General features: G+C 36.0%; 19 protein-coding genes. 4 read left to right on the forward strand and 15 right to left on the reverse strand.

Annotated features, from left to right (window positions below):
* Positions 1 to 54: 54 nt before the first annotated feature.
* The gene (locus KM885_RS06700; protein ID WP_060668924.1) at positions 55 to 1,560 is read left to right on the forward strand and encodes a DHA2 family efflux MFS transporter permease subunit; all 1,506 of its coding nucleotides are present in this window, start codon (positions 55 to 57) and stop codon (positions 1,558 to 1,560) included.
* A 55-nt stretch (positions 1,561 to 1,615) separates the two neighbouring features.
* Here KM885_RS06700 and KM885_RS06705 read toward each other — a convergent pair whose 3' ends face one another.
* The 4 genes from KM885_RS06705 to KM885_RS06720 form a co-directional block, all read right to left on the reverse strand.
* Positions 1,616 to 3,565 (reverse strand): ABC transporter permease, encoded by a 1,950-nt coding sequence (locus KM885_RS06705; RefSeq protein ID WP_216883711.1) that lies wholly within the window; start codon positions 3,563 to 3,565, stop codon positions 1,616 to 1,618.
* Positions 3,555 to 4,316 carry an ABC transporter ATP-binding protein gene (locus tag KM885_RS06710; RefSeq protein WP_204798362.1) on the reverse strand — a complete coding sequence of 254 codons (762 nt, stop codon included), beginning with the start codon at positions 4,314 to 4,316 and terminating at the stop codon, positions 3,555 to 3,557. Before KM885_RS06710 ends, KM885_RS06705 begins: the two co-directional genes overlap by 11 nt.
* 136 nt (positions 4,317 to 4,452) lie before the next feature.
* Positions 4,453 to 5,457, reverse strand: a complete 1,005-nt coding sequence (locus tag KM885_RS06715) for a sensor histidine kinase (RefSeq protein ID WP_145523726.1) — start codon at positions 5,455 to 5,457, stop codon at positions 4,453 to 4,455.
* A complete protein-coding gene (locus KM885_RS06720; RefSeq protein ID WP_047184341.1) occupies positions 5,450 to 6,142 on the reverse strand; it encodes a response regulator transcription factor in 693 nt (230 codons plus the stop codon). The genes KM885_RS06715 and KM885_RS06720 overlap by 8 nt, the downstream gene beginning before the upstream one ends.
* A gap of 161 nt (positions 6,143 to 6,303) precedes the next feature.
* On the opposite strand from KM885_RS06720, the gene KM885_RS06725 reads away from it, so the two are divergent.
* From KM885_RS06725 to KM885_RS06735, 3 genes are read left to right on the forward strand one after another with little or no spacing between them, the layout of a single operon-like run.
* Positions 6,304 to 6,519, forward strand: a complete 216-nt coding sequence (locus KM885_RS06725) for a helix-turn-helix transcriptional regulator (RefSeq protein WP_047184342.1) — start codon at positions 6,304 to 6,306, stop codon at positions 6,517 to 6,519.
* Positions 6,503 to 6,934: a hypothetical protein gene (locus KM885_RS06730; protein ID WP_052771653.1), complete on the forward strand. Its 432-nt coding sequence runs from the start codon at positions 6,503 to 6,505 to the stop codon at positions 6,932 to 6,934. Before KM885_RS06725 ends, KM885_RS06730 begins: the two co-directional genes overlap by 17 nt.
* Positions 6,935 to 6,946: 12 nt before the next feature.
* Positions 6,947 to 7,165, forward strand: coding sequence for a hypothetical protein (locus KM885_RS06735; protein ID WP_047184343.1), 219 nt, complete (start codon positions 6,947 to 6,949; stop codon positions 7,163 to 7,165).
* A gap of 345 nt (positions 7,166 to 7,510) precedes the next feature.
* Here the strand turns inward: KM885_RS06735 and KM885_RS06740 are convergent, their stop codons facing one another.
* The 11 genes from KM885_RS06740 to KM885_RS06790 are packed head-to-tail and all read right to left on the reverse strand — an operon-like array spanning position 7,511 to position 16,033.
* A complete protein-coding gene (locus tag KM885_RS06740) occupies positions 7,511 to 8,122 on the reverse strand; it encodes a histidine phosphatase family protein (protein ID WP_047184344.1) in 612 nt (203 codons plus the stop codon).
* Positions 8,119 to 8,838 carry a hypothetical protein gene (locus KM885_RS06745; RefSeq protein WP_060668772.1) on the reverse strand — a complete coding sequence of 240 codons (720 nt, stop codon included), beginning with the start codon at positions 8,836 to 8,838 and terminating at the stop codon, positions 8,119 to 8,121. The genes KM885_RS06740 and KM885_RS06745 overlap by 4 nt, the downstream gene beginning before the upstream one ends.
* A complete protein-coding gene (locus KM885_RS06750; protein ID WP_047184346.1) occupies positions 8,835 to 9,329 on the reverse strand; it encodes an ECF transporter S component in 495 nt (164 codons plus the stop codon). The genes KM885_RS06745 and KM885_RS06750 overlap by 4 nt, the downstream gene beginning before the upstream one ends.
* Positions 9,330 to 9,334: 5 nt before the next feature.
* The gene (locus KM885_RS06755) at positions 9,335 to 9,769 is read right to left on the reverse strand and encodes a bifunctional adenosylcobinamide kinase/adenosylcobinamide-phosphate guanylyltransferase (RefSeq protein WP_047184347.1); all 435 of its coding nucleotides are present in this window, start codon (positions 9,767 to 9,769) and stop codon (positions 9,335 to 9,337) included.
* Entirely contained in the window at positions 9,721 to 10,335 is a 615-nt protein-coding gene (locus KM885_RS06760) for a histidine phosphatase family protein (RefSeq protein ID WP_240473257.1), read from the reverse strand. The genes KM885_RS06755 and KM885_RS06760 overlap by 49 nt, the downstream gene beginning before the upstream one ends.
* Positions 10,305 to 11,099 (reverse strand): adenosylcobinamide-GDP ribazoletransferase, encoded by a 795-nt coding sequence (cobS, locus tag KM885_RS06765; RefSeq protein WP_047184349.1) that lies wholly within the window; start codon positions 11,097 to 11,099, stop codon positions 10,305 to 10,307. Before cobS ends, KM885_RS06760 begins: the two co-directional genes overlap by 31 nt.
* Complete coding sequence (locus KM885_RS06770; protein WP_083452585.1) at positions 11,096 to 11,938, reverse strand: cobyric acid synthase; 843 nt, start codon at positions 11,936 to 11,938, stop codon at positions 11,096 to 11,098. The genes cobS and KM885_RS06770 overlap by 4 nt, the downstream gene beginning before the upstream one ends.
* A 40-nt stretch (positions 11,939 to 11,978) precedes the next feature.
* On the reverse strand, positions 11,979 to 12,569 hold the full coding sequence (locus KM885_RS06775; RefSeq protein WP_047184350.1) for a bifunctional adenosylcobinamide kinase/adenosylcobinamide-phosphate guanylyltransferase: 591 nt from the start codon (positions 12,567 to 12,569) through the stop codon (positions 11,979 to 11,981).
* Positions 12,548 to 13,627 (reverse strand): threonine-phosphate decarboxylase CobD, encoded by a 1,080-nt coding sequence (gene cobD / locus KM885_RS06780; RefSeq protein WP_083452582.1) that lies wholly within the window; start codon positions 13,625 to 13,627, stop codon positions 12,548 to 12,550. The genes KM885_RS06775 and cobD overlap by 22 nt, the downstream gene beginning before the upstream one ends.
* The gene (gene cbiB, locus KM885_RS06785; RefSeq protein WP_216883712.1) at positions 13,602 to 14,567 is read right to left on the reverse strand and encodes an adenosylcobinamide-phosphate synthase CbiB; all 966 of its coding nucleotides are present in this window, start codon (positions 14,565 to 14,567) and stop codon (positions 13,602 to 13,604) included. The genes cobD and cbiB overlap by 26 nt, the downstream gene beginning before the upstream one ends.
* A gap of 2 nt (positions 14,568 to 14,569) precedes the next feature.
* Positions 14,570 to 16,033 (reverse strand): adenosylcobinamide amidohydrolase, encoded by a 1,464-nt coding sequence (locus KM885_RS06790; RefSeq protein ID WP_047184352.1) that lies wholly within the window; start codon positions 16,031 to 16,033, stop codon positions 14,570 to 14,572.
* Between the last annotated feature and the right edge of the window lie 151 nt (positions 16,034 to 16,184).

The following is a 16,184-nucleotide window of genomic DNA, read 5'->3' on the forward strand; positions in this document are numbered from 1 at the left end:
ATGATTTTATTTATGATATGTAAATGAACTACTAGTCTAGATTGGAGGATAAAAATGAACCAAGAGTTTAATCATGAAGTACGTCCACCATATGGAATTATTGCAATATTAATGATCGGTGCTTTTATTTCTTTCTTAAACAATACATTATTAAATGTAGCCCTTCCTTCTATAATGGCAAATCTACAGGTTGATACAGCAACCGTCCAATGGTTAACTACGGGGTATATGCTAGTGAATGGTATTCTTATCCCAACAACAGCTTTTCTCATTCAGAAATTTTCTGTTCGTCGTTTATTTTTAATCGCAATGGGATTATTTTCGATAGGAACTATTATTGCAGGAACAGCAACGATATTTCCAGTTTTATTAGGGGCGAGAATGGTTCAAGCATCAGGTTCTGCGATTATGATGCCACTTCTTATGAACGTAATGCTTGTAAGCTTTCCGGTTGCCAAACGTGGTACAGCAATGGGAGTATTTGGTCTCATTCTAATGTTTGCACCAGCAATCGGACCAACTTTATCTGGCTGGATATTAGAACATTATGAATGGAGAATGCTTTTCCATTTCATTACTCCAATTGCTATTGTCGTATGGATTCTTGGATTTATTTTATTAAAAGATAAAAAGGAAAAAGTCGATATCCATCTTGATGCTATATCTGTTTTATTATCAAGTATAGGCTTCGGAGGCCTACTTTACGGGTTTAGCTCTGCTGGAAGTAATGGTTGGAATAGTCCATCCGTCTATATGACCATTATCATTGGTGTTCTTTCCCTAATCACTTTTATTGTAAGACAATCGAAGTTAAACGACCCTATGCTTAATTTCAATGTTTATCGATATCCTATGTTTTCATTAGCATCTGTTATTACTATGGTCGTAAATATGGCGCTTTTCTCTGGATTTATGTTACTTCCTATTTATGCTCAAACCATTTTAGGAATTTCTCCAATGAAAGCAGGTCTAATGCTACTTCCAGGGGCGATTGTCAATGCCTTTATGTCCCCTATAACTGGTCGTTTATTTGATAAATATGGTGGTCGCATACTTGCAGTTATTGGACTGATTATTGTAACAGGGACTACTTTCCAATTAAGTCATTTATCATTTGAAACAACCTACTATTATTTAATGTTTATCCATGCTGTTCGCATGTTTGGTTTATCCATGGTCATGATGCCAATCACAACGAATGGATTAAATCAATTACCTAAACAGCTTTATCCACATGGAACTGCAATGAACAATACGTTAAACCAAGTTTCCGGTGCGATTGGAACAGCTTTTATTATCACAATCATGTCAACTCGCGAAGCAATGTACGAAAAACAATTAACGGCACAAGTTATCGGTCAACCGACGGCGGAAGCAAAACAACATATAACTTTAGAAGCAATGCTTGGTGGAATTAATGATGCCTTTTTAATCTCCACATTTTTCATCATTCTTGCGTTAGCATTAGCCTTATTTATAAAAAGAGCAACCCCAATGGGGGATAAACCGAAAAAATCAAAAAACCTATCAAAAGTACCAGGAAATTCTCGTGCTTTGTAGTGTGATAAATAAATAAAAAACGTCCCATCTCATACGAGTTGGGGCGTTTTCTATTTTATAATGAATCCTTAATTACCTTCTTATAATACAGTACCGATAAAAGTCCAAATATAGAATAAAGCAATGTATACAATACCATCACAATAATCATCGGTGTCCAAAGTTCCGTTCCAAAGAAAAACCAACCAGATTTCACTGCAAAATAACTGTGACATAAACCTACCACTAACGGAATTCCAAAGTTAAACAGTTGCTTCACTCTAATCCCATTTAACAAATCCTTATTGGTAAAGCCCAGTTTTCGTAAAATTTTATAAGTTCCTTTTTCTTCTTCGCTTTCATCCATTTGTTTAAAATAGAGAATACATCCTGAAGTGATCAAAAAGGTGAGACCAAAAAATCCAACAAGGAACATGGCTAGCCCCATCGTTATTTTACCGGTAGAACTTACATAAAGCCGTGAACTATATCCGAAGTTCTCTTGGAAACCTAATTCTTGAAAAATTTTGTCCGCTTCCTCTATTTCCCCTTTATCCTTCACATCGACTCCCACATAAACAGTAGATTCTTTTTGAATCGATTCATCCATATCCTCTTTTAATTGCTGGTAGACACCCTGGTCAACAACTGCTACAGGAAAACCGCCTAACGTCAGAAGTGACGGTAAAACATTCCTGTCTTCAAGTCCTTTATAATTTAAAGTAACCGTTTGAGCTTGGCCTTTTAATGAAATCTGACCAGTTTCTTTCAGAGACATAAATTGCTGCAATGTGTCTGGGAAATTCACGATAATACTTTCATTACGGGACAAATCAATCCCTTCTACTGCTTCATCACTAATCACAACCATTGTTGCATCTCCGGGATTAAAACTCCCATTTTCTTCATCATACGTCTCCATAATCCTAGATAAATCAGCATGCACTTGATGAAAGTCGACTTTTTTCTCTGTATATTCAATTTTTGCTGCTTCCAATTCATCCATGAAGCGAGCCGCATCTGCTTCATTTGGAATCGAAAAATGATTTGGAAGCGATTCTTCAGCCGTCTTTTCTGTTGAATAATAAGATATATAAGTTAAAGACAACAAACCAATGGCTAATGCGGATACGGTTGTAATAATCGTTAACAAGATGGAATTCGACTTCATACGAAACATGATGGATGACAGGGAAAGCACTTTATTTATCGAAAGGTAGCCATTGTCCTTTTTACGAATCATATTAAAGATAAAACTAACAGAACCTTTATAAAACAAATATGTTCCCACAATGACAGAACCTAGAATGGTAAGCATTGCAAAATATAATGCATTCAATTCTGTAAAGTCTCCACTAAACAATCTAGTGGATAAGTAATATCCAAAGGCAATTAATCCTATCCCCAAAACTCCTATCAACATCCCAATAACGGAAACTCGATTTACTTTACCTTCTGTTTTGGATGTTACCTGAAACAAATGAAGAATTCGTTGCCTCTTAATAAACAAGGCATTCATTGCCATAATCACTACATAGATACATACAAATACAACTGCAGTTTGGATAAGTGCTTCAACAGAAAAACGTAAAGTTGCTACTTCATTAATACCCATAATCTTAATTAAAATCATCATAAGCAATTTGGATACAGAAAATCCAACAAAAATCCCAATTAACATGGAACCAAAATACAACATCATATTTTCAACGCTGAGAATTTGAAAGATTTTCCCCTTTGTTAAACCAACTAGTTGGAGTAAACCAATTTCTTTACTTCTGCGTTTAATAAATAAGTTATTCGCATAAATCAAAAACACAATAATAATGGCTATTAACATAACTGCCCCGGCACGTAATGCTGCAGCACCCTTAATGGATCCTTCTACCTCATCCATAGAAGGATCATATTGTAGGGTGACAAAAGCAAAATATAAAGCAACACTAAAGACTAATGCAAAAACATAAAGATAATAATTCGATAGATTCTTTTTCAAATTACGAAAAATAAGTTGTTTAAAGCTCATGTTGCACCCCACCTAAAACACCTTGCGTTTTAATAATGTCATTAAAAAATGTTTGTCTGCTTTCATCACCTTTATTTAACTGAGTAAAGATTTGACCATCTTTTATAAAGATAACCCTACTACAATAGCTTGCCGCTAACGGGTCATGTGTTACCATTACAATCGTTGCTTTTCTTTTTTCATTTAGATCCCCTAGTTTATTTAATAAATCCGAAGCAGATTTCGAATCTAATGCTCCTGTAGGTTCGTCTGCAAAGATAATGCTTGGATCATGGATAAATGCACGGGCTGCAGATGTACGCTGTTTCTGACCACCAGATATTTCCCCAGGATATTTATCTTTCACTTCTAAGATACCTAATTCCTTTGCTACTGCGGCAAATTTATTTTGGGCTTCTTTTTTTGTTACTTTTTTGATAGTAAGTGGCAGTAGGATATTTTCCTTAACGCTCAATGTATCTAATAAGTTATACTCCTGAAAAATAAAACCTAAATGATTTTTTCGAAACTCTGCCAACTGTTTTTCTTTCATCTTGGTAAATTCTTGACCCTCAATTTTAATGGACCCATTAGTAACTTTATCAATAGAAGATAATACATTTAATAACGTTGTTTTCCCAGAGCCAGAAGGACCCATGATACCGACAAATTCACCTTTTTCTACTTCAATATCAATCCCTCTTAATACTTCTTGTTTATTCCATTTATTGCCGTATCTTTTATGAATTTTTCGTGCTTCTAAAATGCTCATATCCGTTCAACCCCTTTTTCTATTAAATTTCATTTAGAACTTAAAATCTTTCTTCTAGTTTCCTACAGTATAAAAAATATCGTTCTATTTTTCCTTCGAATTTCCTAACAAAATCAATAAGCACGTGACAATCTTGTCACATGCTCGTTAGTTGTAGAAAAGTATTCTTTTTGGCAAATGTTAATGTAAAAGTCGTGCCCTTTCCAACCTTTGATTCTACATCGATATTAATTTTTAACGCGTTAGCCACTTTTTTCGTTAAATAAAGTCCCATTCCTGTTGCTTTATAGTCTTGGTGGTTTCTCGTTGATGTAAAACCTTTATCAAAAATACGAGATAAATCTTTCGTAGGAATTCCTCTACCCGAATCCTTTATGATCAGTTGGACGACACCATCATCATCAATACTACTTATGACTACATCTGAGTTTTCACTGTACTTTACAGCGTTTGTTAATAGCTGACGAATAATAAAACTGAACCACTTTGCATCTGTAAGAACTTCTGTTATTTCTAAATTCACATCAAATCCGATTCCCTTTTGCATACACCACGTTCGTAGGTCCTTTATTTCCCTATAGATTAAAGGCTTAAGAGCTACTTTTTCAATATAGAGGTCATTTTTCATAGAGGCCATACGCCTTTGATGTAATTGTTGGTCAAGAAGTAAATGAATTCTCAACCATTCGTACTGCAACTGGGATTTTAATTGATCATCTTCAAGCCTTTCTATCATAAGTTGCATAGCGGTGAGTGGTGTTTTTACTTCATGAATCCATGAAAGCAAATCATCCTTTTCCTGTTCTAACTGTTTTATATTATCATTTAATTCCCTTTTATAATGCTCTACTTGTTCCCTAACCACTTTTTCAGAAATCTTTTCAAACGGTTTGTCCGCTTCTTTTAAGTATCCAAGGTCATCACTCGGGTTCCAGTTCTTCAACACTCTATAATATGCCGACTCTTTTTGATATCGAATGATTATAAAAAGAATAAAAATCACAAAGGATAGAAATGTAACATATAAAACGGATTGAAAATTAATAGAAGCATCAAGATAGGCAACAAATAATACCAAAAATTGTAAAATGATGAATAAATAAATCCAACTTTGCCTTTCGCGTAAGTATTCCCTAATCATGGAGTTCTTCCTTCGCCACATAACCTTGTCCAACCTTTGTTTCAATCCACTTTCCTAAATCTAGTTCTCCTAGACTTTTTCTTAAACGATTAACATTAACTGTTAACGTATTATCACTTACAAAACGTTCATCATCCCAAAGACTTCTCATCATTTTCTCACGACTAACAATTTGATTTTTATTTTCAACTAAAGTCTTTAATATGAACATTTCATTTTTCGTCAGTTCCACTTCACCAGTCTTGGTACTAACGGTGTTTTTTAAAAAGTCAATTGTCGCCCCGTTCCACACTAGAATATTGGTTTGTTGTTCCGTACTATAATCATAAACCCGTCTTAATATCGCATGGATTTTAGCTATTAACACCTCAAAGTGAAATGGCTTTTGAATGAAATCATCAGCCCCTAGTTGCATGGACATAACCATATCCATCGGGTGATCACGAGAGGAAAGAAAAACAATTGGAACATTGGAATGCGAACGAATCAATCTGCACCAATGAAACCCATCAAACTTCGGTAATTGTATATCAATCACAACTAAATCTGGCATGACTTGTGTATATTCTTCCATCACTTTATTAAAATCATGAATACCATATACATCATAGGACCACTGTGAAAGTCGATCCTTTATCTCGTTAAATAATGTTTTGTCATCCTCAATTAATAAAATTTTAAACATCAAATCCACCCCGCCCCTTATGGTGTTTCCTTAGTATTTAAGTATATCACTTCAGTAAATTTATACCTATTCATTTTAGTATGGAAAGTTAACTTTACATACTTATTAGCATAGTATATAATAATGGAAAGTAAACTTTCCATCAAGGAGAAACATAAAAAGTGAAAAATAGATTAGAAGAAATACGAAAAAAACATGGAATTAAGCAAGAAGAACTAGCCAATGCATTAGAGGTAACGAGGCAAACCATTGGCTCCCTCGAAAATGGGAGATATAATCCATCCATCATTTTGGCATTTAAGATTGCAAGATATTTTGATATGAACATTGAAGATATTTTCATTTATGAGGAGGAGAATAATGAAAGGGAAAATTAGGTTACTACGATCTTTAGAAGTGGTTGGAATCTTACTTCTACTATTAGGTTTTTCCCTAGGTTTCATTGGTGTTGAATTTCTAAAAGTAGCATTTATTAGACCGGATCTAGTCCCCATTACGGTTGGATTTCTTGGAGTTTTATTATTTCTAGTTGCCAGTTCTGCAATTGGTTACGAAAAAAACAAGACAAGAGAACAACAAATTGAAGAAAAAGATGAACGAGTGATCCATATCTATGAAAATTCAAAATCGAAAGCATTTGATCTAATGACCACCATTATACCTTTAGGTCTTCTAACATTCGTTATGCTTGGTTATATGAATAAGGTATCCTTTTTCTTTCTTGCAGGGCTTTATCTTATTTGTATTTGTTACTACTATTATCATCTTCTATTAAATAAAAAGAAAATGTAAGGGGGTGTATCCATGATCAATAGACTGCTTACTACTTTAAGTGTTGCATTGTATGCGTTTGTCGTAAGTTATCTGGTAGCATCTGTATTTGATAAATATGGAATAGAAACGAATACTATATTAAATTCGGTTTTCATTCTTTTAACCACTATTGTTATTATTATATTAACCGTTATATTGATTGTAGCAATTAATCGATTTCTTGTTTCGAGGCAAGGAACGGATAATTAAACTTACCTGCCACCAATCCATTTCAACTACTTACACACATTAAAAAACGTCCTGCTTTTCAATCGCAGGACGTTACATCATTCATTGATTTCATTTTTTGTACTATATAATTTTTCGCGTGTTTGAATATTCCATGTTAAAACGTTTTATAGAATAAAAGGATGGTGTGCTGAACACACATTTCCTTACGGTAACTTCATCGCTCGAAACGAGAGTTGCTCTTATAGTTTGTGAGAAGAACTACCCTTGCTTTTGGTCGAGCATTCTCGGGTGGTCTTCTTTTTGGACTTTTTTTAGAAATATAAAGTACAATGTATAGCATACAGTATGTAGTTCTTTTCCACATTACTCCTTATGAGAAATGTCCCCTTCAACTAACAGCTTTCTTTCTCCATCTTTTATTTCTATGATGGTAAGGCTCGTCCCTTCAATTTCTGGTGGTTCCCATATTTTATCGATAGAATAGTTTTTACAAATCAACTGTAAAACTTTTATAACAACGCCATGTGTGATGATGAGGTGATTCCCAGTTTGATATTTTTCCTCTGTATCTTTCAAAAAATCTTTTACCCTTGTCACAACGTCTGTTAAATTTTCAGCCTCTTTTTCTTCACGATAATATTGATTAGGATGTTTTGCATAATTTTCAAACCTATCTGGGTCCATTTCCTTAATTTCCTCAAACGTTTTCCCTTGCCAACTTCCTAGATTTATTTCTTTCAACCGCTTATCCGTTTCAATCGCAAGCGTTTGGTTTCCTCTTATTATTCTAGCAGTGTGCATAGCCCTTTCACTTGGACTAGAAATAATGGAAGCAAAACAAGTAGATTTAAGTCTCTTACTCAATAATTCTGCATGATGGATTCCATTAACTGTTAAAGGGGAATCTAAATGTCCTTGTAATCTCTTTTGTGCGTTCCATTCTGTTTCACCATGTCTTACAACAAATAACTTCAAACTTCTCCCTCCCAAAGCCTATGGAAATTCTTATCTGCTACCTTTCGTAATTCGGATTCCTTCCCCTTAGAGTACTTCACTAAAATAGATGTAGATGGCCCACCTGACTTTTCTAAATCTAGTTTAGTGCAATTTTTTACCATGCCATTATCTAAGGAAGGTACCATTCTTCTTAATTCATGCAATACTCCCTTTGAACCAACAGGCCAAACTTGGACATCTCTCATTCTGCAAATATCTTTCACTACAGAAAGGGGAACAACATCATCTTCTTGTGTTATAACTTCTTCACCAACTAATGGCAAACCGATTAAAGCAACACGATTGGAATCGGAAGTCTTCATGTTCATTTCACTCAAGATTTGCCTCTTACTAATAATGGTAACTCCAATTGCAGATTGACTTAAAGAAAAATTACTTTCCGTACTTCCCATTAGTGTAATATTTTCCATTCCAAGTTCAGCTAATCCTCTCTGAATTCCAGTGTTTAAATTACTCCATGCTTCGTCCCCACAAAAGTTTTGCAGGACGATGGAGACTGGTATTGCACCTGAGGATAAGGCTTCTACTATAGCGACGCGAAAAGAATAGTAACTTACGATTTCGTATGGAACTTTTACAGCATCCGCTTCTTTTAATCCGATTGCACCACTATTGTCAGTCGTCATAACTAATTCTTCTTGTTCATTAAACGGAATAATTAGCGCATCTCTCATCCCTTCGCTTCTCCTCTCTGATATGCCCCTTGAAAAACAGTAACTAAGCGTGGAATCATCAACCAGGCAATTAGGACATTCAATAAAGATCCGACAAATAAGGAAGGGACTAATGCGATGTAGAATGCTATATCAAGAATAAATATAAAAGGTAATGGAGCAATGAATGTATTACCTAGAACGAATACGATATATGCCAATGTTCTTTTCCCATGTTGAAACAATTTGGCGAATATATAAATGAGCAAAGCCATGCTAATTGCCACGATAAAGTGAAGGGGACCAAGAGGCATTCCTCCAATAAGTGCGGATACCATATGACCAAAACCACCTACTATTGCCCCTGGTACCGCTCCAAAAAATGCTCCGGCAAGTATCGCGGGAAAGACATCTAATGCAATACTTCCGATAATAGCGGGGATTTTAATAGCCGCTCCGATAACAGATAGGGCAATAAATAAGGCAATTAAGCTCATTTTTCTTATATTCATTTCCCTCACTCCCCCATTTTAATAGTTTGATTTATTCCATACCAAATAACATCCACCCGTTTACTTCTTCTCGCTAAATCTTGATAAAACCAACCTGTCAAATCACGCCAATCTCTTTCTTCCTTTTGCATTGGAACGATTCCCTTCATGATGTCTGCTCCAATTATAATCATGCTTCTATTGGCCTTAGCATTTTCCCATTCCAACCATTGATCAAGACAATTTCTTAAATGCGCTCGGGCTTCATCGATAGTCATTTTCTCCAAGCTTTCTTTTGTCCAACGTTCCACTCCTTCAAACACAATACGTTGGCTAGAAGAATTTTCCAAAGTCTTTGGTAACTTGTCTCCATCATAGAAGGATATCCATTTAGCGCAAGCATAATTATCTTTTACCCAAGCCTTTTTCCCGTTAAAGGCACCTCCTGTAACGAAATGCATGGTTCTCCCCTCCTTAAATCTGTTTTACGAAACTTCAAAACATATCCGGTCCCATGTTCTATTTTCCAATCCCAAAATTCCTTCTTTTCTTCACTATAACGAGTCAGTAAATATCGAATGACCCCACCATGTGTAACGATAAATACATTTTTAGCATGATTTCTGAATATCATGTCCACAACTCGATTCCATCCTTTATCCACTCTATATGTAAACCATTGAAATGACTCCCCACCAGGAATGACTTCCTTAAACGGTTGATTTATCCATCGCTGATAATTCATGTCATCCTTTAAATCCGCATATGTTTTCCCTTCAAAGATACCAAAATTCATTTCTCTTAATTCGGCTAATTTGATAGGCTTTATGTTTGGAAATAATAGATTCATGGTAGTTACACAACGATTAAGGTCACTGGAAATAAATAAATCATAGTCCTTTGCCTGAAGTCTAATGGAAGATAGTGCCAGTCTCGCTTCTTCTGTTAGCACGGAATCGGTCCAACCTACGTAAGCTTGTCGCTTATTTTCTTCCGTTAAACCATGGCGAAATAATGTAATAGCCACAACGTCATCCATAATATATTTTCAGTCCCTTCTCCTGAAGCACCAAGAATATCACCTGTAATTCCCCCAAAATGTTTTACTGTCTTTTGGCGAATAAAGAAATAACATCCCACCGTAACTAGGACAAATAAAAGTACCGGGAGAATAAACGTAAGATCAATCATACATATAAGTGCAAATAAGACAATGATATAAATGGGATATATATATAATGTATTTTTCTTTGCCGCATTTTTAAAAAAAGAAGCCAAACCTTCCTTCTTCGCTGCTGGAATAAGCAGTAACACCAATCCCATCACTATTTTACTTAGAAAAGGAATAAGAATGATGAGAAGGAATGTGTATAGCTTTGCAAATTGGATCACTTCATAAATAAATAAAAGTCGACTGCTTAGTAAAACTAGTAGAGACATGACTCCAAATGCACCAGTCCTTGGATCTTTCATTATCTCTAGTCTTTTTTCTTTATCTTGATAAGAGAAATAGGCATCACTCATGTCCATCCAACCATCTAAATGAATACCACCAGTGATGAGGATGGTAGCAAGCCAAATAATAAAGGCAATTGCTAATGTTGAAAAAGGAGTCCATTCCAAAAGAAAATATAATAGAGCACTATAAAGGATTCCTTGAAATAACCCTAGCAATGGGAAGGACTGAATACTTTTTTCAATATAATCCTTCTCCATCGGTAATGATTTCTTTATTGGTAGAGCTGTTAAAAATTGAATCGTTATAAGAAAACCTGTAATAAATTTCCTCATTCCCCGTTCCATCCGTTCAAAATGTCTTTTACTTTTTCCCAATTAAGATGTCTTTTTACTTCGAATGCTAGAGAATCATATTGTTCTTCCTTAACCCGCACCGCTTGGTCCAGCCTTTGTGAAGCTAATGAATCTTCTTTAGGAATGCCATGATCCATCATGTATGGAAGGACACCAAGAACGGGAACCCCAGTCTTCTCTTCTAACCATTGTACACCATCTTCAAAAAGTGAAATGTCCCCGCGAAATTTATTAATCATAATCCCTTGTATACGTTTCCTTTCCATAGGGGAAAGTAGCTCTAATGTTCCTACAATATTAGCAAAGACTCCACCACGTTCAATGTCTGCTATTAAAAGTACGGGGACATCAGCTAATTCCGCAATCTTCATATTAACTAATTCTCGATCATTCAAGTTTATTTCCACCGGACTTCCTGCACCTTCAATTACGACAACATCAAATTCCCCTTGTAAATGGCTTAAAGAGGTTCGAACCGCTTCTAATCCCCTATCATAAAATTGATTTCGGTAATCCTTTCCGGAAAGTGTTTCTACTGTTTCTCCAAGTAATATGATTTCTGATTGTGTATCAGAGTTAGGTTTTAATAATATTGGATTCATCCAAATGGAAGCCTCTGTCCTTGCAGCCTCTGCTTGAACACCTTGAGCAAGTCCTATTTCCTTTCCACCCGGAAGTATATAGGAATAATTAGACATGTTTTGAGATTTAAATGGTGCAACCTTCAAACCCTCTTGTGCAAATAAACGGCAGAGAGCAGTAGTAATGAGGCTTTTTCCAACATCCGAAGCGGTTCCTTGTATCATGATTCCTTTCATACCTTTTTCTCCTTTCAATGGTTGTTTAAAAAGTCCGTTATTATCCTCCCTTTTGAACATGCATTTTCATTAGTAAAGGTACTCCTGCTTCTACTAAATAAGCACTTTCTGCGTAACGAACTATTTTTTGATGTAATTTCCCGAGTAGTTCACTATAGGTCACCAATAATTCATTGGGAAGGATAGGCTCATTTAATACTTCATTACTAACAAGGACCACTTGATTGCTATAATCTGCTATTTCCTTTATCCCTTGCCAAATTCTTTGGAAAACCTCTTTTTTCTCCAAACGCTGCTCCACCCAATCAGCTTCATGAGCAAATAATTCATTCGATAACATCGTCGTCAAACAATCTAACAAAATGACATCTTTCTTATTAAATTCTGTAGCTAGGGTGGAAATATTTGTTTCCTTTTCCCACGTTTTCCATGAATGACCACTTTTATTTCTATCTTCCTGATGTCGTTTAATTCTTAGTCTCATTTCAGAATCTGTTGCTCTACCGGTAGCGATATAATGTAAGGAACCGCCTATTTCCTCTGCCTTTTGAATGGCTATTCTTTCTGCAAAACTGCTTTTGCCACTTCGAACGCCACCGGTAATAAACGTTATGGAAGTTGTTGTTTCCATTCTTTTAGCGCCTCCATAAGTTGATTATTTTCCTCTATACTTTTAATCGCAAATCTTAGCCATTTTCCCTCTATTCCAGGAAAATTGCATGTATGTCTAGGTACAATCCCCTTTTTTAAAAGGTAAGCAAATAATTCCCCCATATAATCCTTCTTCGGTTCTTTCAATAAATAAAAGTTAACCTTAGAAGGTGAATATACAAAGCTTTCCTTGTCAAAAAACGCAAATAGTCTTGTTCGCTCTTTCTTTATATACTGAACCGTTCTATGTACAAATGATTCGTCTTGTAAACATAATTCCCCTGCTGTCATCGCTAATGCATTAACATTCCAGTGGGATTGGTAAACCGATATTTCCTCCACAACCGATGGATGAGCCATCATATATCCTAATCTCAGGCCCGGAATGGCAAACATTTTTGTCATGGAGCGAAGAATGACTAAATTTTTATAATCATTAATCAGAGCCGCAATTGGAGTATATTCCTCCACAAAATCGTAAAATGCCTCATCGACTATAAGTAACGCATTCGCCTTCTTGCATTCTTCTAATAATTGGACAATGGTGTCATAAGAATAAAAAACACCAGTTGGGTTCGTCGGATTACATAAGAATACAGCATCTATTGCCTCTAGCTTTTCCTTTATTTCATGGATATGTAATTCCCAATGAGGCTCTTTTAAGTAGTGGTAATAAATTCGACAATCATTGGCCTGACAAGCCTTTTCATATTCAGAAAATCCTGGCTCGGTAATAAGAACGTTTTTTTCCAATAACAATCTACCCACTAGAGAAATCAATTCAGCTCCGCCATTTCCTATTAAAACGGAGTCCATATTTATCTCATTTTTTTCCGAAATCATCGTCTTCAATGAAAGAGAGTAAGGATCTGGGTAATCATTAATCTTTTGAAAAAAACTCATCCAATTTTGCTCCAAATGCTTAGGTGGACCTAACGGATTAATATTTGCGCTTAAATCCATGATTTGATCCGGTTTTTCTATTCCCATTTCTTGATATACATATTGGGGATTAGAACCATGTTGCGGTAAGTTCAATGACGCCCCCTCCAATCCATAAAACAACTAAAAAAACAATAGTCGTTCGAGTTAAGATTTTATTGGTTTCTATAATATGATCTTTATGCAAAGGGATAATCGGCTCTCCCATTTTCGCTCTATTAGAAATGACACCCTTATAATAATTGATGCCGCCAAGTTGCACACCCAATAACGCAGCTACCGAGGCCTCAAGCCATCCACTATTTGGACTTGGGTGTTTTCTTGAATCACGAAATAGTATTTCCCATGCTTTTGTTACTTTCATATGTGCTGGTTGGTGAGCAATCAATATAAGAAAACCGGTCAACCGACTTGGTATCCAATTTACCACATCATCTAGTTTTGCTGACGCCCAACCGAACTCCCCGTATTTTTCATTTTTATAACCTACCATAGAATCACATGTATTGATAGCACGGTAAACTAGAGCGAGTGGTGCACCGCCAATTAATGCCCAGAACAATGGTGCAGTCACCCCATCACTTATGTTTTCTGCTACCGTCTCCACGGTACCTCTAACCATTTCTTCTTCTCCCAAAGTTTCCGTGTCTCTACCAACAATGTACGATAATTTTAATCTTGCTTCCTTAAAATTGCCCATTTTAAGAGGTACATAGACTTCTAAAGCCGCATCTTTCAACCCCTTTCGAGCAATTGTTGTGGAAATAAGAATACTTTCTAACAAAATACCGGCAATAACGTGAATATGATAGAAGCCCCAAACTAGTAGAAACGTTATAAAGAAAGTCACTGTTATCATCATGAATACCATGATGATTCCTTTTAATTTTCGTGACTTCCCCCGGTTCCATTTCTTCTCCATTCTAGAAATTCCACTTCCCATCCATTTCACAGGATGTGGCCATGAGGGTGGATCACCTATAATGGAATCGATAAGAATTGCTAATGTTATGGCTATCAAATGATACACAATCATTCCTATTTCCTCTTTTGACTTTTTTGAATAGATTCTCTTGTACACCAATAAACTGCTTTACTAATTAACTTACCTAATGCGGTGATGGTACCTGCAAAGTCATGCTGTTCCCCTCTTTGGGTTGCAGCTATTAAAATACTATCTGTGGACGTTCCGGTTGCATAGGTTCCCGTAACAGAATCGATTACTTTTTGATCCTCAAGGGCCCTAACCTTTGCTTCCGTTGCCGTTACCATCCCTTGAATAAAGGCTTCTTCCGTTATTTTTGCGTTAATAAAAATCCATGTATTAATCGTTCCAGGAATAAACTCGGATGAATGGCTTTCACTATGTGTAGCATCCACCGCATTACCAACACCAGCAGTGACAACGACAAAAATGGATAGCCCACCGTGTTCCATCCATTTATAAGACACGTCATCTAAAACAACAGCAGTCATCATCCCTACTGTTTCAAGCGGATCAAAACCTTTTTCACGTAAATAATTCATCATTTCTTCTCGGTGATTACTACAACTGTAACCTTTGTCCACATGACGATTAACAAATGTCTGATTCCATCCTAATCCTGATCCAACTACACCAGATGACATGGTTTTTAGGGGAATTGGTGACCGGAGTACTATATGATGTTTACGATGTTGTAGCATGTCAGCAGTAATGTTCACTGCTTCTACTTCTTCCTTTTCCCATTTAGGGAGTAATGTAATTTGTGGAGCTGGTACTCTTGGGTGGGCGAATTTTTTAATATCTGTTTGATACACATCTTGGATTCGATCCTCTTTCAACACTTCATTTGTCTTATTCTGAATATTAATCATCCCTTTTTCAAGCAGCAAAAGACGATCACAATAAAGCCCAGCTAGATTTAAATCGTGGAAAATGGAAATAACCGTAAGCATTCCATCCCTTGTCCATGTTTTCAAAATATCTAATAATTCTTTTTGATAAGAAAGGTCTAGATGGTTCGTCGGCTCATCTAATAATAAAATTTCTGGTTCTTGCGCAAGAGCCTGAGCAAGATTGACCCTTTGACGCTCCCCCCCTGAAAGTTGCCCAAGATTTTTGTTTTGCAAAACATCTACCCCTGTTTGCTTCATTACTTCTTGAACAATTTTCTCATCGGTCTCTGTCCACATTTGAAGAAAACCACTTTGGTGTGCATAGCGCCCTAGAGAAACTGTCTCTTTAACCGTATAAGAAAAGGCATGTTCAGAATGCTGTGGAAGAACAGCAACAATTTTAGCCAATTCCTTTTGCGAATACTGTGATAGTTTCTTATCCTTTATAAAAATACTACCTTCTTTAAAAGGTAGTAATCCACTAATCATTTTAAGTAAAGTCGTTTTTCCACTTCCATTCGGTCCTAAGATGCCAAAGAGCTCCCCTTTAGCAACATGAAAAGATATATCTTTTAAAACCGATTCACTCGAATATCCACCTGATATTTGCTGTACTTCAAGCATTGTAACCCTTCTTTCTATCGTTGTCTCCGTTTGAGAAGTTGTTCAAAAAGTCCGGTGAAAATGACACTTCGCATTTCTTCGTTGGCTTGCTTTTCCGGTACTCACGTATTAACTGCATACGTTCCGTTCCTCAAAGCTAAGCCGCCTCGAA

This window comes from Oceanobacillus caeni (assembly GCF_019037185.1).
GTDB lineage: Bacteria > Bacillota > Bacilli > Bacillales > Amphibacillaceae > Oceanobacillus > Oceanobacillus caeni.